The sequence below is a fragment of the Sphingobacterium paucimobilis HER1398 genome, from assembly GCF_000416985.1.
GTDB classification, from domain to species: domain Bacteria; phylum Bacteroidota; class Bacteroidia; order Sphingobacteriales; family Sphingobacteriaceae; genus Sphingobacterium; species Sphingobacterium paucimobilis.
In genome coordinates this window covers 407,043-426,628 of sequence record NZ_ATDL01000015.1, presented here as the reverse complement: position 1 = coordinate 426,628, position 19,586 = coordinate 407,043, and the positions used below count along the sequence as shown (strand labels likewise).

General features: G+C 40.4%; 12 protein-coding genes. 11 read left to right on the top strand and 1 reads right to left on the bottom strand.

The genetic code is table 11. The features are described 5' to 3' along the window. Window positions 1–17 precede the first annotated feature (17 nt). The 8 genes from M472_RS34660 (at window position 18) to M472_RS34630 (ending at window position 13,277) form a co-directional block, all read left to right on the top strand. Window positions 18–1,625 carry a S41 family peptidase gene (locus tag M472_RS34660; RefSeq protein WP_021070533.1) on the top strand — a complete coding sequence of 536 codons (1,608 nt, stop codon included), beginning with the start codon at window positions 18–20 and terminating at the stop codon, window positions 1,623–1,625. Window positions 1,626–1,648: 23 nt separating this feature from the next. Further along, the gene (locus M472_RS34655; protein WP_021070532.1) at window positions 1,649–2,782 is read left to right on the top strand and encodes a TlpA disulfide reductase family protein; all 1,134 of its coding nucleotides are present in this window, start codon (window positions 1,649–1,651) and stop codon (window positions 2,780–2,782) included. Window positions 2,783–3,021: 239 nt separating this feature from the next. After that, entirely contained in the window at window positions 3,022–3,576 is a 555-nt protein-coding gene (locus M472_RS34650; RefSeq protein WP_021070531.1) for an RNA polymerase sigma-70 factor, read from the top strand. A 79-nt stretch (window positions 3,577–3,655) separates the two neighbouring features. After that, window positions 3,656–4,651 (top strand): FecR family protein, encoded by a 996-nt coding sequence (locus M472_RS34645; protein WP_021070530.1) that lies wholly within the window; start codon window positions 3,656–3,658, stop codon window positions 4,649–4,651. A gap of 253 nt (window positions 4,652–4,904) precedes the next feature. Then, entirely contained in the window at window positions 4,905–8,201 is a 3,297-nt protein-coding gene (locus M472_RS34640; protein WP_158499917.1) for a SusC/RagA family TonB-linked outer membrane protein, read from the top strand. Between the two features lie 11 nt (window positions 8,202–8,212). After that, window positions 8,213–9,607, top strand: coding sequence for a RagB/SusD family nutrient uptake outer membrane protein (locus M472_RS0122790; RefSeq protein ID WP_021070528.1), 1,395 nt, complete (start codon window positions 8,213–8,215; stop codon window positions 9,605–9,607). A 40-nt stretch (window positions 9,608–9,647) separates the two neighbouring features. Continuing rightward, window positions 9,648–11,117, top strand: coding sequence for a TlpA family protein disulfide reductase (locus tag M472_RS34635; RefSeq protein ID WP_021070527.1), 1,470 nt, complete (start codon window positions 9,648–9,650; stop codon window positions 11,115–11,117). Between the two features lie 978 nt (window positions 11,118–12,095). After that, on the top strand, window positions 12,096–13,277 hold the full coding sequence (locus M472_RS34630) for an MFS transporter (protein ID WP_051146130.1): 1,182 nt from the start codon (window positions 12,096–12,098) through the stop codon (window positions 13,275–13,277). 68 nt (window positions 13,278–13,345) lie between these two features. On the opposite strand, the gene M472_RS34625 is transcribed toward M472_RS34630, so the two are convergent. Continuing rightward, window positions 13,346–13,888 carry a hypothetical protein gene (locus tag M472_RS34625; RefSeq protein WP_021070525.1) on the bottom strand — a complete coding sequence of 181 codons (543 nt, stop codon included), beginning with the start codon at window positions 13,886–13,888 and terminating at the stop codon, window positions 13,346–13,348. Between the two features lie 151 nt (window positions 13,889–14,039). Between M472_RS34625 and M472_RS34620 the strand changes: the two genes are divergently transcribed. The 3 genes from M472_RS34620 to M472_RS34610 all read left to right on the top strand — a co-directional run bounded on the left by M472_RS34620 (window position 14,040) and on the right by M472_RS34610 (window position 19,586). Further along, on the top strand, window positions 14,040–14,621 hold the full coding sequence (locus M472_RS34620) for an RNA polymerase sigma factor (protein ID WP_021070524.1): 582 nt from the start codon (window positions 14,040–14,042) through the stop codon (window positions 14,619–14,621). Between the two features lie 132 nt (window positions 14,622–14,753). Then, a complete protein-coding gene (locus M472_RS34615; RefSeq protein WP_021070523.1) occupies window positions 14,754–15,911 on the top strand; it encodes a FecR family protein in 1,158 nt (385 codons plus the stop codon). Between the two features lie 51 nt (window positions 15,912–15,962). After that, complete coding sequence (locus tag M472_RS34610; RefSeq protein ID WP_021070522.1) at window positions 15,963–19,586, top strand: SusC/RagA family TonB-linked outer membrane protein; 3,624 nt, start codon at window positions 15,963–15,965, stop codon at window positions 19,584–19,586.

The following is a 19,586-nucleotide window of genomic DNA, read 5'->3' as shown; positions in this document are numbered from 1 at the left end:
TAAATTATAACAGATAGATGAAAAGAACAGGAATACTTCTGGGTATGGTCGGAGTAGCTTTTTCGCTACAGGCACAGATGAATCCAAAGTATAAGTTTGAAGAAGCATTGAAATTGATTCAGGACAATTACGTCGATCGCGTCAATGATGAGCATTTGGTAGATGCAGCTATACGTGCCATGATTGCAGACTTGGATCCGCATTCGCGCTATACCAGTAGAGAAGAAGCAGAGGCTATGCGTGAAGGGATGAGCGGTAGCTTTGCAGGAATTGGCATCCAATTTTTGAAAAGCGGAACGCAGACATTCGTTACGGTAGTTAATCCCGATGGACCCGCTATGAAAGCAGGTGTACGGGTAGGGGATGAGATTCTGGCCATCGACGGTGAGTCCATCAATGGAGAGGCTTGGGGGAATAAAGAGATTATGCTTAAGCTGCGTGGTGAAAAAGACGTACCTGTAGTTCTTGGTTTACTTTCTCCTGGCACCACTGAGCAAAAAGATATCCGTATCGTACGAGGCAATATTCTCGAACGCTCGGTAAGAGAAGCGTACATGGTCGATAAGGAAATCGGTTATATAGGTCTTTCCATTTTCAACCTGACCACGCGTCAAGAGATCGATGCTGCTCTCCAGAAGTTGCAGGAGCAGGGAATGAAGAAATTAATTTTGGATTTGCAGAGTAATGGTGGAGGTTATGTACAATCGGCAATTGGCGTTGTAGATGAATTCCTGCCGAAAGAAAAGATGGTTTTCTATTCTGTACCTAATGAAGGAGGGAAGGATTATTATTACACAGGCGGTTTTGGCCGTTTTTATAAAGGAGAACTGGTCGTATTGATCGATGAATCTACAGCATCATCCAGTGAGATCGTTACTGGAGCCTTACAGGATTGGGATAGAGCTGTAGTCATAGGGCGTCGAAGTTTCGGAAAAGGATTAATGCAACGCCCCGTACCCTTGTCGGATGGATCAGAAATGCAATTGACCGGAGCGCGGTACTATACCCCTTCAGGCCGCTCCATACAAAAGCCATATACCAAAGGTAAAGAAGATTACTTTCAGGATTTTAGCCGCAGGATGGAGTCTAAAGAATTGTTGGAAGAGGGGCATGTAGAGTTTGCTGATTCTTTAAAATATACCACTTTAGAGACAAAGCGTATCGTTTACGGAGGTGGTGGCATTATGCCGGATCGATTTGTACCTATCGATACCAACGTCTACAGTGGCTGGATGGGGACATTGATGAATACTGGTATTGTAGCGAAGGGTGGTTTTGAATTTGTACAGCAGAATCGTGCTGCACTTCTGAAAGCCTATCCCGATTTCGAAAGCTTTAATAAAAAATTTAAAATCCCCATAGCAGTACACCAGCAGGTGGTGGCCTATGCGGCTACAAAATCGGTTGTAGTACCCAATGATACCCATGTGGATGCACACCGCGCAATCGATGTCGAACTGAAGGCACAGATTGCCTCGCTGTTGTATACGGGAGGAGATTATATGGCGAGAGTACGCAACGAAGCCAACCAAAGTTTTATCAGTGCGCTAGAGGTATTGAGAGACATCAAGATGTATAATTCTTTATTGCATAGCGATATTGTTGGAGAGAAAGCAAAAAAATAGATATAATATAAAAGACAAAGAATATGAAATGGACATTGTTATTGGCTAGTGTATTGCCATTCGCCGTATTTGCTCAGCAGGATTATACCATTGAGGGGCAACTCGGCAAGTTAGATAAACCTGCAAAGGCCTACTTGAGGTATAAAACAGAAGGTCGGGAGGTGATTGATTCCGTGTATTTAGACAAAGGAAAATTTGCTTTCAAAGGATCTGTTCCATCTCCATTAGAGGCTGCTATACGTGTGGCTCATGACGATAAACCTGTAGATCCCACAAAGCCGGTGAAATGGGACCTGTTCCCGTTCTTTCTGGAGGGGCAGCATATAAAGATTTCTGCTCCAGATTCTATTCAGAATGCTATTGTAACGGGATCACCATTGAATGACGAAAACAAGCGCGTTAACGATATGTTGGCTCCTATATACGCACAGTATGAAGCTTTGAATAAAGAATATGCGTCCAAATCTCCGGCCGATCAGCAGGATATGAAATATTTGCAATCGTTAGATGATCGCGCTGAGGCAATAAAAAAGCAAACAGAAGAAGCTAAATTGGAGTATATCAGCAAAAATCCGAAGAGCTACATGTCTTTGATGGCCTTGAGTTCTATTTTAGAGGATGGATTTGATGCCATAGGATTGGAGAAAGTTTTTCTGGGGCTCGATGCCTCGTCTCAAAATACAGAATTGGGACGTAAAGTTGCAGATCGCATTGCACAGGTCAAGAAGACCCAAGAAGGGGTTGAGGCACCAGATTTTGCACAGCCCGACACGGAGGGCAATCCAGTCCGACTTTCGGACTACCGGGGCAAGTATGTACTGATTGATTTTTGGGCATCTTGGTGTGCACCCTGTCGTCGTGAAAATCCAAACTTGGTAAAATCATATGCGCAGTTTAAAGACAAGGGATTCGAGATATTGGGGGTGTCGATGGACAAGGCTACTGATAAAGAGAAATGGCTAAAAGCCATAAAGGATGATGGTCTTACCTGGAAGCAAGTCGGTGATCTTAAAGGTTGGGACAACGAAGCAGGCGTATTGTACGATGTAAAAGCTATCCCTATGAATTTTCTTGTCGATCCGAGTGGCAAGATCATTGCCAAATACCTGAGAGGTGAAGAATTGGATCATAAGCTCAGTGAGATTTTTAATAAGTAACACCAAATAGATATCAGTTCTATAGTTTTAATTGTTTGGTTGTAGGCTCCTCTCGAACTTATGTTCGGAGGAGCTTTTTATTACTTTATAGTATCGATAATGAGCGTTAAAAATTGTCTAGTGACTTTTTATCAGCTGTATTATGATCTAGAATGTGTCAAGCCTTGTTTTGTTATAGAGTATGAAAAGATAACAAAGTCATCAATTTGTGTATTTTTTTTCTAAGTTTGTTTACGACAATGGCCAAACATACTCTCCATATAGATACCCAATTGGTACAGGCGCTGAAGCGTGGTGAAGCAGAGGCGTTGGATGCTTTGTACGATAAATATTGGGAGCATCTGTTAGCTATATCGTATAAGTTTTTAAAAGATAAAGATCATGCTGAAGAGGTCGTACAAGAAGTCTTTATATCTCTTTGGAGACGTAAAGATCAGCTTCAAATAGATAATCTTCCCAATTATCTAGCCACGGCCGTTAAGTTCTCTACTTTTCGTTTTTTACAGAGCGCCAAACGTCGCAAAGAAATAGAAGAGGCGGTCTATATCAATGAATTTGTAAAAGCAGACGATAAAATCGAAGCCAAGTTTTTAAAAGAGTATGTCGATGGTCTAGTAGAAGAGCTACCCACCAAATGTAAACTGGTCTTCCGTCTCAGTAGGGATGAACAGATGACCAATAGGGAAATCTCGGAAGAACTGTCTATATCCAAAAAGGCGGTGGAATGGCATATTACCAATGCACTCAAAGCGATTCGAAAAGGCCTAAAATACCTTAAGATTATTTTGTTTTAATCAGCGGTTTTATTTTTTTTTAAAAAAATACTAGGGTATAGTGCATCCACATGTGACCTATATATAACTAACCACTACAATGACGAATCAAGAAATAGAACAATTGGTAGATAAGTATATCGATGGCGTTGCTACAGAGAGCGAACGTAAGAGGTTGCTTGAATGGTACCGTCTCAATTTGCAGGAGGATACTGTATGGTTCTCCGATAGTTCAAATGAGCGTCAAGAGGTAAAAAATCGTATGAAAGCCAAGATGCAGGCTGCTGTTGCAAATAGGGCGACAAGTCTCCGCTCGACTAAAGATAGCAGTATCAAAAGAAATGCTTGGATAGCTGCTGCTGTCGCCATATTCGTATCAATATCTCTTTGGATAGGTTTGAAGAAGAACGAATCGGTAGATCAGGGACAGTCGTTGTATGTATCCCATCAAGCTTCAGCAGATACGACTGAAAACCGATATATAAATCTGCCAGACAGCAGCGTGGTTATATTGCGCTACGGTGCGAGCTTGGAGATGATTTCTGACTTTGGAGGAAATACACGTGAAGTCCGTTTAGTCGGAGAGGGGTATTTTGATATTAAGAGAGATGAGAGCAAGCCATTTATAGTCTATGCGGGAAATATAAAAACAATTGTTTTGGGGACAGCATTTACGATTAAATCCCGCAATGATGGTAAGCAGGTCCAAGTCACTGTACAACGTGGTAAAGTGCGGGTAGAGCAAGAAAAGAAAATTCTATCCGAGCTGATCGCTGATCAACAGTTGGGAATAGATATCGATGCCGCAACGACCACCCAGCAAGCTGTGCATGCAGATGAAGAGTTGGTATGGACAGCCTCAGATTTGGATTTTGAGGAGATGCCTTTTGGCGAATTGGCTGGACGATTGTCACGTCGTTATGGTGTAGCAATAACGTTTAAAAATGATGCTTTATCAGGATGTCCTGTGACAGGCATGTTTAAAGGGACAGAAAAGATAGATGACGTATTAAGCACGCTATGTGCGGTGCGTAATGCGCGCTTTAATAAGTTAGCTGATGGAAGTTTCGTTATTGATGGCAAAGGGTGTAATTAGGTAAGACAAAGAAGTAACTAATCATTATAAAAACTAAAAAAAAATGAATCATGAAACTAAAGCTATAGATAGGACATAAGAAGTACAGATACAAGAAACTCCCCCGCCGTAGGAAGCAAAGAGGGAGTTAGTAGATCAAAAATTTATAACCATTTTAAATCCATAACAAATAATGCAAAAAATCTTGGTTTTTGCAAATAGGGAAATCTATGACCGCTTCCCACTGTATTTGCGACAAAATATTCATTTTTTTATGAGAGTAAATTTAGTCTGTCTACCACTTTTGGTGCTCGCTATGAGCCTTTTCGGTGCCAATACCGGTGTCGGACAAGGCGTTAATACCAAAAAAATAGTTTTATCGGCTAATGGCTTAACACTTCGAGACGCCTTAAAAAATCTACAGGAAGTATCGGGTCTAACCGTTTTTTATCCCTCTGAAGTTGTAAACCAATATCCTGTCGTAAAACTGGATAAGCAAACACGTACTATCACAGAGACACTAGATGTCCTCCTTTCCGGCACAATACTTCAATACCGTGTTAATAAAGGGAATATAGTTCTTTCTGTTAAAGACGCTGATGATGAACAAGGCATACGAATATCTGGAATAGTACAAGATTTGGCAGGCAATCCCTTATCAGGAGTAACTATATTAGTTGAAAATTGGGACAGGCAAACGGATCTTACCAATAGTAGTACGGCTTCAGATCGGCAGGGGCATTGGGGATTGGTAGTGCCTAGCGAAGATGTAAATATTAAATTTCAATATTTGGGCTACAAGACTGTAGTAAAGTCTGTAAAAGAAATTCAAAGGAACGGTGTTGTTTTTTTGGAGATGTCTCAAGATAATCTAGATGAGGTAGTGGTGATTGGATACGGTACCACCACACGCCGTAAAAACACAGGATCTGTGGCCTCGCTAACGGCAAAAGACATCACTTCGCAACCTGTGAGCAATCCTCTAGCAGCCCTGTCTGGGAGAATGTCGGGCGTACTTATAGCGCAGAATAATGGTGTGCCCGGTAGTGCGGTGCAGATACAAGTCCGAAACCAGGCTTCACTAAGCGCAACCTCTTCTGGATCGATACCACTTTATGTTATTGATGGTGTTCCTTTTACAAATTTTAATGGCTCGCAGCCTGCTAATGACAATTTGAACGCTTTTTCATCTTCAGGATCAGCCGGTGGGCTGAGTCCTTTCAATATGATTAACCCGGCAGATATTGAGCGCATTGACGTACTGAAGGATGCTGATGCGACAGCGATTTATGGTAGTAGAGGTGCGAATGGCGTGGTGTTGATTACTACAAAAAAGGGAACATCTGGCCGTACGCGAATAGGTGTTAACTTTAATACAGGTTATACCGAAGTCAATCGTTTCATCCCTATGCTTGACCTAGACCAGTACCTTACTCTTCGCAAACAAGCTTTTACGAATGATGGTACGACTCCGACAATAGCAAATGCACCGGATTTGGTGGAGTGGGACCAGAAAAAATCTACAGATTGGCAAAAATTCCTTATTGGAGATCGCGGGCATGTTTCTGATGTTCAGGCAAATTTAGCAGGAGGAAACGATTACACAAGGTTCTTTTTTAATACAGGTTATCGTAGTGAAAGTACCGTCTATCCCGACGACAATAAATACAACCGTATTACTTCTCGTTTGAATCTAGATCACCGATCGTCCGATAACAAGTTCAACGCAGCACTTTCAGTTAGCTACGCCAATGACGATTCTAATATGCCAGCTTCAGACGTTACTTCTTCGTATACTCTTCCACCTAATTACCCGTTGTATAATCAAAATAATGAATTGTATTGGGTCGTCGTTAATAATAGCACGGTAAATAATCCTTTGGCGCTCTTAAAACGACGCGCATTGAGCAATACAAATAATCTTATTTCTAATGCAAACTTGTCCTACAAGATTTTGCCTGGATTGACGGCAAAAGCGAATTTTGGTTATACCATCACACAGCTGCGACAGAATAACCAAACACCTATTGCTTCCCAAAATCCAAGCAATAATCCCAAGGGATCTTCATCATTTTCCAATACGAAGGCTCAGAATTGGATTATAGAACCTACCTTGGACTATGGAACTGATTTGGGCAGTGGACGTCTGACAGCACTGCTAGGGGGAAGTTTTCAACAAAACTCCTCACACACACAGACTACAAACGGTACAAACTATGAGATTGATGCACTTTTGGGGTCGCTCAGTGCTGCAGGAAATTTTACTGCGAGCAACAATATCGTCTATTATAAATATGCTGCAGCATTCGGGAAAATAAATTACGACTGGAAAGATAAATATTTGATAAACGCCACCTTCCGTCGCGATGGTTCCTCCCGATTTGGACCTAATAACCGTTTCGGAACTTTTGGAGCGGTCGGTTTGGGCTGGATTTTTACCAACGAAGATTTTTTCAAAGATAATGGAGTGCTTAGTTTTGGTAAAATCCGGGGAAGTTTCGGTACGACAGGAAATGACCAGATACCAAACTACATCCACCTATCCCTTTATACGCCTACGACAGCATATTTGCAAAGCCCCGCAATGAATGTGGTGACTCTCCCTAATGCTAATATCCAATGGGAAACGACAAAGAAATTAGAATTTGCTATGGATCTGGGGTTTTTGAAGGACCGAATTCTTTTTACGGCAAATTACTTTAGAAATCGCTCTAGCAATCAGTTAACGGACGCCTCCCTAGCTACACAATCGGGGGTTAATAGTTTTAAAACGAATCTGCCAGCTCTAATACAAAATACGGGATTAGAACTGGAGCTAAATACCAGCAATATCCAACAGGAAAACTTCCAATGGAGAACCTCCGCTAATTTTACCTTTTACAAAAATAAACTTGTGGATTTTCCGGGTTTAGAACAGTCGTATTATGCAAGCAGTTATGTCGTTGGCGAACCAATCAACCTGATACGTTTATATCATTATCTTGGTGTCAATCCTGATAATGGACAGGCAATTTATGAGGATCGGGATGGAAATGGAACCATTAACTCTGATGACCGTTATATCGCAGACCTTGGCACGCCATTTTATGGAGGTTTCAACAATACCTTTAGCTACAAAGGGTTAGAGTTAGGGGTTTTCTTCCAGTTTAACCATCGCTTTGGTGTCACCAAAATCTTAAATTCACGTCCAGGTGCATTTACAAATCAAAATGAATACTGGGCAGATTATTGGACTGTAGACAATAAACAGACGTCCATACCTGCCCCAAACAGCGCGTCTTACAACCAGTTTACCCAATCTGATGCTGTATATGGCGATGCATCTTACTTGAAATTACGTTCCGTAAATCTTTCTTATACCTTACCGACTAGCTGGGCATCTAGAGCTAAAATGTCTAATTGTTCGGTATTTGTACAAGCTCAGAACTTATTTACATGGGCAAAGAACCCCTATGTGCTAGATACCGAAACAACGATAGGTGGAGGCCCTCCAGGATTAGGGACAGGTACGCTGCAACAGGTGTTGCCGCCATTACGGACAGTTGTTTTCGGGATTAATTGCCAATTTTAACGTTTACTAAAATGAAAGAGATTTTAAAAAATATAATGTCACTATCTGTTTGGACAGGAGCGATGATGTTAGCTTCTTGCGAAAGCTTTGTTGACTTAGGTGCACCGCCCACCCAGGTCGAATATAAAGATGCTTTTACTACGGACGCCTCTGCTTCGACCGTGGTCCGCGGATTATATGTTGCTTTTGCTGGGAATTTTAATAACCAGAATCTATCGCAGATGACTTCCATGTTTACTGGGATAGCAGCAGATGAATTGCAATATAATGGCACTGACGTGACTACGACGGAATTTGCAACCAATAATTTGCTTAATTTAAATTCAAGCGTTGCTAATTTATGGTCTATGTCCTATCAGTTGATTAAAAATGCAAATAATGCAATTACGGGATTAGAGTCTTCGACATCCCTAACAGCTTCTCTTAAGAATCAGCTAATTGGAGAAGCTAAATTCATGAGGGCGTATGTCTATTTCTATTTAGTGAATTTGTATGGGGGTGTTCCGTTAAACCTTCTGCCAGATAATGGAGCTTTTGAAAGTGCTAAATTGCCCAGAGCATCGGCGGATGAGGTCTATGGACAAATTGTTAATGATTTACGAGATGCTGAGGACAAGCTGGAAATAGACTACAAGGCAACCCCACGCGGTCGAGTCAATAAACATGCAGCCAGCGCGTTGCTCTCTAGGGTATATCTTTATAGTAAAGATTATCCCAATGCAGAACTGTACGCAGGCAAGGTTATCGGTGCTACACAGCTTTACAGCCTTACGGCACCTACCGCTAATTTCATTAACAGCAGTGCCGAGACCATATTACAGATCGCAAATTTAACTGCAGTAACTACCTTTGGTTTTAATTATGTAACAGCGGGGGCGACCTCAATTCCTAATTACACTTTACTGGAAGCTGTTTACAATAGCTTTGAGACTACACCTGCAATAGACTTAAGACGTAGTAACTGGATAGTACCAAAAGTAGTTTCCAATACGACTTATTATACGATCTCCAAGTATAAAGCATTTACAGGAACTGGCAATGAATATCATATTTTACTAAGACTGTCCGAGCAATATCTTATCCGTGCAGAAGCCCGAGCGCACAGGGATAATCTTTCAGGAGCAAAAGCGGATATTGATGCGGTTCGTACGCGTGCTGGATTAGGAGGAGTGAGCAGTATATTGACAAAAGAGCAAATGCTTGAAGCGATAGAAACTGAACGGTTACATGAACTATTTGGCGAGTATGGACATAGGTGGCTTGATCTTAAACGTACAGGTCGTGCTACTACAGTCCTGTCTGCGATTAAAACAGATTGGAAAGAGACAGACGCATTATTTCCAATTCCAGAAAGCCAGCGATTACAAAATAAAGAACTTGGACAGAACCCAGGCTATGAAAATTAGGCTGATTCATAACATTTTATAATAAAGAGACATACACATCATGAAATTTATATTTGTATTTATAACAACTATGCTGTTTTTAGGAAGCAGTATCGCCCAAAGCAATTTTCAGGATAGATCCAATACGTATTATGAGATCGCGCAATCAGGTACCAAGGAGCAGAAAGAAGACCTTGCAAAAGAGCTGTTTTCAATAGCAAAAACCTCTAAGAATGAAAAGGAAATCGAGCTAGCCAGCAACTACCTCTTTCGTTTAGGCTATGAGACGAGTTCAGACTCACTACGTACGGTTATTGCTAAAAAATTTCCAAAGGGAGAAGTAGCTCGAGGAGCCTATATCAAAGAGGTGTATTACAAACAAGAAAATGTAAAAGCCAAAGAGAAGAGCTATAATTATTTAACGAAGACCTGGCCAATAAAACCAGATGTGGATAAGATGGCTTATGATTACGTAATAGCAGATTTAGCACGTTCATTTGCAGATGAAGGGGATAAGCAGAAGGCCCTGTTTTATATCGGAAAAATGAATGAACGTTTTTGGAGAGCACAAGGCTATGTGCCAGTTGCAACCAAACTGCTTCAAAAAGGAGATACTGCTGCCGCTTTACCACTTCTCCAAACGGCGATAGATGATGCTGAGTATTACATTAGCCTTCCGGAAAATCAGAAGGACAATAAGGCGGGTTTTGCAGCTATCGGCTATCCAGGGTATATCTCGCAATTGGTCAATATTTACAATGATCAGGGGCGACAGTTAGAGGCGTTACAGATTATTGAGAGAGCTATTTCTTTGGTTCCAGATCAAGCAGATCGATTCAGTACTAGCTATTTTCAAGGATTAGAAGCCGCCGGACGTAAACTGGAAGCATTACAGCAACTAGAAATATTATATACGCAAGGTACGTTTACGTACAAAGGCAAAATGACTGAATTATATATTGCTTTAAATGGTTCCGACGACGGGTTGACGAACTATTTTACACGATTAGATCAGCAGGTTGTTAAAGCGATTCGTGCGCATATCGCCAAAAGTACAGTTTTGAAAGCTGCTCCTGAATTCGAATTGCTGAATCTGAAAGGCGAGAAAGTTTCGCTAGCTAGTTTAAAAGGTAAAGTGGTTGTTTTGGACTTTTGGGCTACTTGGTGTCAACCCTGTATTCGTTCCTTTCCTGGTATGCAAGCTGCTCAGCAATCCTATGCGGATGATCCAGAAGTTGAGTTCATTTTTATAAATACTTGGGAAAGAGATGCTGATTACAAAGAAAAGGTGAAAGCTTTCATCCAAAAGAATAAATATCCGTTTGAAGTATTATACGATGATCAGAAAGATGCGGAGACTGGAAAGAATCTCGCTGCAAGATTCGGTGTAAACGGTATCCCTGCCAAATTTATCATTGATAAAGAAGGAATTATTCGCTATTTCTTGACAGGTTCGTCTCCAAATGTGGACTATATTAAATTAGAGATGCACGAATTAATCGAGTCGGCAAAAAAAGCAAATAAAGGATAACTATTTTTATTGATAAGCGATCTTTTATTGGATCTGATCAATATGTTAAATCTATTATAATGGATAGCATATAAAGCAAATTGTTATTTGCTTGGACAGATTGCAGCAGTCGCTGAACTTTCGGCGATGATCGAGTATGCTAAGAAAAGCTAGAATCAATAAATAGCACTATTAAATGCAGAAAGGGCGCAATTAAATCAATTGCGCCCTCTTTATTTTCTGATTTCCTGAATGTGTGGGAGTATCACTCAAACTTTGTCATTGGATAATTAAATATAAAAAAACCTTGTTAAGTTATTCCGTTGACGGATTTCATATTAAAGTCTCATAAAAACAAAATCGAATCCTTTGATAATCGCGATATCTTTATGGATACATTTGAGATTTCTATTGGAAATTCTTGTCAGGATACTTTTTCGTATAAAAGAAAAATAAAGCTAATCTTCATTTTTGTGAGTCGATTTGCTATGTGCGTTAGTCACAAATAATATGTTTTATATAAAAGCTAAGTCTCTTAATTCAGCATCCATTTTCTACACTTCGGTCATTTTTATAATAAACAGTCTCATAAGTGGTATACTTTTGTTGTTGGCGCCTTCGCTGTGCATGATATAAATTTGTGATCAATCAAATGATTAGGTATATGAAGAATCCGGCAAGATTGAAGCCGAGATAATTGCCTTAGGAAAGGTTGAAGTAGATCCTAGTTAAACTTTTTCAGCCAATTTATAGTGCATAGACAATATACAGTTACGCCCTCAAATTACCGGATATATTGATCAAGTTTTTGTAGACGAGGTCGCTTTTGTACAAGCTGTCTAAATTCTTTTCAGTGCTGGCTAAACGTTTAAGTTTTCTCACTGTGCAGGAATTGAAATAAGCATAATACCATTAAGAATCATAAAAACGTAAAAAAAAGACCTATTAGAGCTTCAAGATCACGAAGTAAGCGACAACTGGAAACCTAGATATTGGACAATATTTATAGGACAATCTATGTCTCTCTTAGGTTCGTCACTTACTCAGTTTGTATTGATGTGGTGGATCACCGATACGACAGGTAGTATAACTTATCTTGCTATAGCAGGTATGGCTGCACTATTACCACAGGCACTCTTAGGTCCTTTAGGAGGTGTATTAGCAGACCGATACAATCGTCGTGTTATAATGATTGTATCTGATGCCGTTAGTGCACTCTGTATGGTTGTATTAATTATTCTGTTTCTAACGGATAGCATAGCTTTGTGGCATGCCTTTGTAATGATGTCAATTAGAGGTGGGATGCAGGCTTTTCAAAGCCCAGCGAGTTCAGCCAGTACCGCTATGCTTGTCCCAAAATCTTTTATTACAAGAGCAGCTGGTTTGAATCAAATGTTGCAGGGAATTTCTATCGTTGCCAGTGCTCCTTTAGGTGCTTTTGCAATTAGTGTTATGCCTTTGGGATGGGCTTTGAGTATAGACGTAATTACAGCTATTTTGGCAATAGTTCCTTTGTTTTTCTTTACTATACCACAATTTGGTAAAAGCCAAGCTTCCAATTCCATGGCTAAAATTAAAGCTGAATTTTTAGAAGGTGTATTATTGGTCTGGAATAACCCAGGTTGGAAAAGGCTGTATGGATTATTGGGTATTGTGGTCTTAATTATTATGCCCTCTTTTACCTTTATTCCGCTATTAGTGAAAGTGTATTTTAATGGTGGGGCTCCTCAGGTCGGTTTGATTGAAGGGTTGGCAGGAGTAGGAATGCTTTTAGGTGGTGCGATTGTAGCTATTATCGTTCCAAGGAGAAAGGTAAGGTGGATATTATTCGGCTCTACTGTTGGTTGCTTAACACTTTCATTTGTTGCTCTAACACCACCGACATGGTTTTGGATGGCAGCCATGTGGTGGCTCATAAATGGTACTACTTTTATTTTTATCAATGCACCTCTGACAGCATTGTTACAAAGTACAATTCCGAATCAATTTCAAGGAAGAGTGCTTTCCTTGCTAAATACTATTATGGCACTTGCTGCACCAATCGGATTGGGCATAGCTTCGCCTTTGGGTGAGCTTATTGGGATTAGATGGTTATTTATAGCCATGGGGATAGCTGGCGGGCTGGTAAGTCTTTTGGGCTTTTATTCTAGATTTCTGAGGGAGATGGATGCAATGTCTTAAAGATAGTGTGGTCTGCTCGTCAGTAGGGAGCCAGTTAGGTAAGTGGCATCAGTAATATATACGCAACGTTATTTTATTTTAAAACCCTTTGGTAGCTTTGCTATATTCAGGTCTTTGGGATTGGCCCCACTCAAAAGTGCCGAGATGACCTCTTCGCTCTTGATGTCCTCAAACTGATCGTAACTTAGATTGAACAAACCTTGGAGGTCTACCTCCTCGAGTTCTTCTCTTCTATCTACGTATTTATCCGAGAATATTCGAAGAAATTCCTTTTGTAGAATCTCTTTTATTTCTTCATTGCGATTGATATAGAAATCGCCTTCCTTTATTCTAAAAATTCTTTTTAAAGCCGTAAAGTCATAATTTTCAGCATTACTGATAACATCATCTTCCAAGATATAGTGAGCATAACTGATTAAGAAATCAATAGCTTCTATTTTCATGTAGCTGATATCCATAATACCATGTTTTACTAAGATAGCTTCGATATCTGTCAGCAAAGTACCTTTCTTTGACAACGTATTCAAGACCTCTTGCATGGGGTAGGATGTTTGCCCTGCAAGCTCTACCTTTTGGATATAGTCTGCAAAATTCTGTGATAAAGTATACATAAGCTTCCATTTTAGGTTCTGTATCCAAGTTAGACAAAAATCTATTCAAAATGATTGTTTCCTAAACTTTACTTTTTGAACTGTTCAAAGTTTTCTTTAAAATTGTCCGATAATCAATTTTCCGAGACGATACATCTGGAATTAAATCACCATGCAACATACTGAAAAGTCAATCTTAGAGTCCATAAAAATGAAAGATAAAAAAGGCTTAGAGTCTCTTTTTAGACAATTTTATAGACCACTGGTAATGTATGCTGGTCAATATTTAGATAGGCTGGATGAAGCAGAAGATCTAGTTCAAGAAGTATTTGTCAGGTTATGGGAGAGAGAGTCGCTGCAAAATGTAGATTCCAAATTGTACTCCTATCTATACACCTCTGTAAGGAATGCATGCCTGAATAGACTGGAAAGTCTGAAGGCTGTTAAGCAATATGCCTTGGATGAGTTAACCGACATCGCTGAGGAACAGCCTTTTGATGAAGGCGCCTGGGCCACATATATTCAAAAAGTACATGATGAAATCGACAAGCTTCCTGAACGGACTCAGATGATTTTCAGAGCTATAGTTATCGATAAGCGTAAATATAAAGACGTAGCACAAGAGATGGAAATATCTACAAATACCATAAAAACCAGTCTTTCGCGTGCCTTCGCCCGATTGCGTACTATATTCAAAGACGATGATATGGCCTTATTTATGCTTTTCTGCATCTGTACCCGAATTTTAAAATAGCAAAGAATGGTGCTTCAAAAAAAAATATTTTTTTGTTGTCACCCATTTGCATCTAAATCCTGTCATACTATCAGAACGAAGCCAATACCATCTTCCTCTTTGCTGAGGATAGCGTATAAATAGAGATAAACTATGCAGGATATTATTTACGACTTGATTCTTAATGAGCGATCTGGAAAGCTTAGCGATAGCGAAGCCGATAGATTGCGCGCATGGCGTGATGCTGCTGTCGAAAATGAGGAAAACTATGAAAAAATCAACCGTTCACTTGATGATTATATACTTGTTGATCGTTTTGAGTCCATCGATATCGATCACGCATGGGCTAATGTAGAACGCCGATTAGTGGTTAAACCTAAAATCATAGCGATTCGCCGATATGTAGTGGCAGCCGCCTGTGCAATATTCGTTGGTATTTTTGCTTTACTGGCAGTTTTAAGAAACCTGGATCATTCTAGTACTAATGAACTAACCTCGGTTTTGGAGCGGAAAATGGATCAACATACCACAGCTTATATTCAGCTTGCTGATGGGACTAAGATGGATCTAAATACCGAGCAGGGGACTTTACATTTAGAAAATGGTCTGACATTAGGAAATAACAGCGAAGGAGTCTTACATATGGATGTTGATGATAGGGCCACCGATGGAACACAGTGGGTCGATATCATTGTTCCGAAAGGAAGTAGCTATCAGTTAGTGCTTAATGATGGTACCAAAGTATTTCTTAATGCAGAGAGTAAGCTCCATTATCCGTTGCGCTTTGCTTCAACTCATAGAGATGTAGACCTGTCAGGAGAAGCTCTTTTTGAAGTAGCCAAAAATCCAAATGCACCATTTTCAGTAAACAGTAACGGGATGCGGACGCGTGTCCTAGGCACAACATTCAATGTAAGCAGTTACCCAGAGGATAGAGTTCAGCATATCACCTTGGTAGAAGGTAAGGTTGAGGTAGCCAAGTCGGATAAAGCATATATTTTGTCCCCTGGAGAGCAATTTTTAACAGAGGGCTCGAAGTCGAGAGTTCAGGATGTAGATACTGAATTGTACACTAGCTGGACTCGAGGTACAGTGCGTTTTCAAGGGATGAAACTCGAGGATATGGTTCTTAAGATACAACGTTGGTATGATGTAGATTTCGCATTTCAGGATCCCTCGACCAAGTCTTTGCGGTTTACAGGCGCATTTGACCGGACAGCCAGGCTGGGCGACTTGTTGACCGTCATTGAATCGATGACCAATGTCAGGTTCACTGAACAAGGAGGAGTGATAAAAGTACAGAAAAAGTAATCCTAAATTTGTGAGCCTTACACAGGTTCAAACTAACCTATAAATACATTTATGAATATTAAACATGAAGCGATGACAATTGTCAAGGCAAGGAAACTTATGCCTGTTTTCTTTCAGTTGCTACTATTCTTAATGATTCTTTCTGCTAACCGTTCTTATGGGCAAGAAGTTAAGATAAGTGCCAAAGAAATGAGTTTAGAGAGCGTTTTTAGTGTTGTTGAGAAGCAAACAGGCCTGATTACAATGTACAGTAATGATGAACTTGATGCGAAGAAACGTAAGCAATTCGCAAAGCGTAATTATGATTTAGAAGATCTGTACACCTTCCTGCTCAAGGGTGAAAAACTACGTTTTGAAATCACCAAGAAGTATGTTATCATCAAACCTATCCTACCTGAAAAGATTCAGGAAAGTGCTCAACCAAGAAAAGAAACCGAAATAGTCATTGGTAAAGTCGTTGATGGTAGCGGGCAGGCGACACCGGGAGTCACCGTCACCTTGAAGGGTACAAAGATCGCGACTTCTTCCGATTATGGCGGTAATTTTAAACTGACCATCCCCAAAGATGATAATTATGCGCCTGCATTTGTTTTTTCTATTATTGGCAAGCCAGCTATAGAACGTTTTTTCTATGGGGACAAAAACTGGGTTGTACAGCTCAAAGATGGTGAGTCTGAGATCAGCGAAGTCGTGGTCACAGGTTTTCAACGCATCAATAAAAGGGAATTGACGAGTGCGATTAACACAGTTAAGGTTGAAGATATCTGGAGACCGGATGTTAGTTCCATAGACCAGATGTTGGAAGGACAGGTGCCGGATATGATGTTTATGTCCAATTCTGGAGAGGTAGGGGTTGTACCTAGACTGCGCATTCGTGGCACTTCATCTCTGATAGGTAATCGTGAGCCGCTTTGGGTAGTGGATGGTATCGTTGTGCAGGATCCTGTCAAGATCAGTCCTGAAGAATTGAATGACCCAGATTACATAAACCGTATAGGTAATGCCATTGCGGGATTGAATCCACAGGATATTGAGCGCTTGGATGTATTGAAAGATGCTTCCGCAACAGCTTTGTACGGTACTAAAGCAGCCAATGGGGTCATTGTTATTACCACGAAGAGAGGACGTAAAGGCAGACCTGTGGTACAGTACGGTAATGCCATGACTTACAAAATACGGCCACGGTATACGGATCGTTCTGTCAATCTAATGAACTCTAAGGAACGGATTCAGTTTTCCAAAGACCTGCTATCTGTACAGTACCGTTATCCCTCTGTGATTTCTTGGGTTGGATATGAGGGGCTTTTGCGCCGATTGTACAACCGCGAGATTGATGATGCAACATTCGACCGAGAGGTACAGTCGCTCGAGACTATGAATACAGATTGGTTTAGCCTTTTGACAGAAGATAGCTTTTCCCATCAACACACATTGAGTATGAGTGGAGGCTCCGATCAGAGTAGGTACTATGCATCTATTGGATACTCGATGAATAATGATGTGGTCAAGTCAAATAAAAATGATAGATACTCTGCTATTTTAAATTTAGATACCGAATTCAATAAATGGCTTTCTGCTTCATTTGGACTCAATGGTAATGTCAATAGTCGTGATTATTATCAACAGCGTATTGCTCCAATGGATTATGCCTACAATACCAGTCGTGCAATACCAGCATATGCCAGCGATGGAGAGTATGCCTTTTACGAACGTAATGTCGCTGCTTTATACGGTTATGATTTTAATATATTGAATGAACTTGAGAATAGCTCATATGAACAGAATGTCTCAGCGCTAACGGTAAATACCAATTTAAGATTTAAAATTTCGGATTGGTTGACTGGGAATGCTATTGCGGCCTATACGACAACCTCGACAGGTATAGAAAACTATTGGGGAGAGAAGACTTTTTATGCGGCTTCCCTACGTAGTTCGAATTTTGGAACTAAGGCTCCTAGTAACAGCCTCATGCCGCAGGGGGGCGAATGGGGACAAGAAAATTACAGGAACAATAGCTATACTGTACGTCTGCAGTTAGACGCCAACAAATACTTTGGAGAGGAGAATAAGCATAATGTCAGTGGAGGTCTGGGATACGAAATGGCATCCACTCGCTATGTGGGCAATAGTTCAATTAGTAGGGGATATTATAAGGATCGTGGTAAATCTTTTGTGTCCAATGTTAATATTGTGGATTATGCTGCTTACGGAAACTGGCTATCCAATAATGTGCCACAGTTAAAAGATGATTTAAACAACCTGATGTCATTTTATGGGACTGCGACTTACGGTTATAAACGCCTGTTTTATGTCAACGCTAATGGTAGGGTTGATGGATCTAACAGATTTGGTAGTTCCAGTAATCGTAAATTTTTACCTATCTGGTCGGTGTCAGGGTCCTTTAATGCCTCAGAGTTAGGTCTTTTCGATAGAGTCGACTGGTTGGACTTTCTGACATTTAAGGCCTCTTATGGTTATCAGGGTAATATGTTGGATAGCGAATCACCTATTCTCATCATAAAGAAAAATCCGTTGGACAGCTACTATGGTGAATATACAGCGACCGCTAATAATAATCCAAATCCAAATCTCAAATGGGAAAAGACCAATTCCACCAATTTTGGAACAGAGCTTTCACTCTTTAATAATAAGGTTCAGATCGAAGGTTCCTTATATTTTAAACGTACCAAGGAAGCTTTTATGCAGAAAACTATATCTACGATTAATGGACGCAACTCTTATGTTATTAATAGTGGAGATGTCAGTAATAATGGGTATAGTGTCGCATTGACTTTGTCGCCTGTTAAAAAGGAGGATTGGCGTTGGACCTTTACGACATCTTTTTCAAGAACAATCAATACACTAAAGAGCAGGCCGGATGCGGAGCAGTATGAGTTAACTAACTTTTTGAATGGTACGGCCTTGATTAAGGATAAAGCGGTCGGAACATTTTACTCCTATCGGTTTCTAGGGTTGAGTGCTACAGACGGAGGCCCACTTTTCGATGATTATGAGGATCGTGCAGATCAACTTGTCGGTCTTAGTAAGTACGATACCTACACAACTGTGCTAGATGCTTCAGGCAATAGAGAGCCTCTCATGGCAGGAGGACTGAATACCTCACTGCGCTATAAGCAGTTTCGAGTCAGTGCGATTATGGCTTATAGCCTAGGGGCTCATACGCGTCTTTTTGGAATTTATGCCAACGCAGCAAGTCCGACTATGTCAGCGGATGAAATCAGACCAGAAAACAACGTCAGCCGATATTTTTTGGATAGATGGCAAAAGCCTGGCGATGAGCGGTACACAAATATTCCTGCTATTATCAACCCTTCTAGTGCAACCTTTTATAAGTATAAAGACCATTTTTCTGAAATGAGGGACAATGTACAGACTATAGCTACTAATTATTGGGATATGTATGATTACAGCGATCTCAGAGTGGTCAGTGCAAATTATCTTAAACTTTCTTCGCTGAGTTTTACTTATGAGTTGCCTACGTTGTGGCTCAAAAAATATGCATTGTCACGATTGGCATTATCCCTTACCGGAAACAATCTGTATACCTGGTCCGCCAAGGAACTGAGAGGACAGACTCCTACACAAGGTGGATTTACGACTATACAGCTTTCGGATCGGCCGAGCTTTTCTTTCGGTATCAATGTTTCATTCTAA

Excerpts from the sequence above, each read along its gene's own strand:
- M472_RS34650 (WP_021070531.1), top strand. The coding sequence starts at position 3,022 with ATGGCCAAACATACTCTCCATATAGATACCCAATTGGTACAGGCGCTG.
- M472_RS34660 (WP_021070533.1), top strand. The coding sequence starts at position 18 with ATGAAAAGAACAGGAATACTTCTGGGTATGGTCGGAGTAGCTTTTTCG.
- M472_RS34615 (WP_021070523.1), top strand. The coding sequence starts at position 14,754 with ATGCAGGATATTATTTACGACTTGATTCTTAATGAGCGATCTGGAAAG.
- M472_RS34610 (WP_021070522.1), top strand. The coding sequence starts at position 15,963 with ATGAATATTAAACATGAAGCGATGACAATTGTCAAGGCAAGGAAACTT.
- M472_RS0122790 (WP_021070528.1), top strand. The coding sequence starts at position 8,213 with ATGAAAGAGATTTTAAAAAATATAATGTCACTATCTGTTTGGACAGGA.
- M472_RS34620 (WP_021070524.1), top strand. The coding sequence starts at position 14,040 with ATGCAACATACTGAAAAGTCAATCTTAGAGTCCATAAAAATGAAAGAT.
- M472_RS34645 (WP_021070530.1), top strand. The coding sequence starts at position 3,656 with ATGACGAATCAAGAAATAGAACAATTGGTAGATAAGTATATCGATGGC.
- M472_RS34625 (WP_021070525.1), bottom strand. The coding sequence starts at position 13,888 with ATGTATACTTTATCACAGAATTTTGCAGACTATATCCAAAAGGTAGAG.
- M472_RS34635 (WP_021070527.1), top strand. The coding sequence starts at position 9,648 with ATGAAATTTATATTTGTATTTATAACAACTATGCTGTTTTTAGGAAGC.
- M472_RS34655 (WP_021070532.1), top strand. The coding sequence starts at position 1,649 with ATGAAATGGACATTGTTATTGGCTAGTGTATTGCCATTCGCCGTATTT.
- M472_RS34640 (WP_158499917.1), top strand. The coding sequence starts at position 4,905 with ATGAGAGTAAATTTAGTCTGTCTACCACTTTTGGTGCTCGCTATGAGC.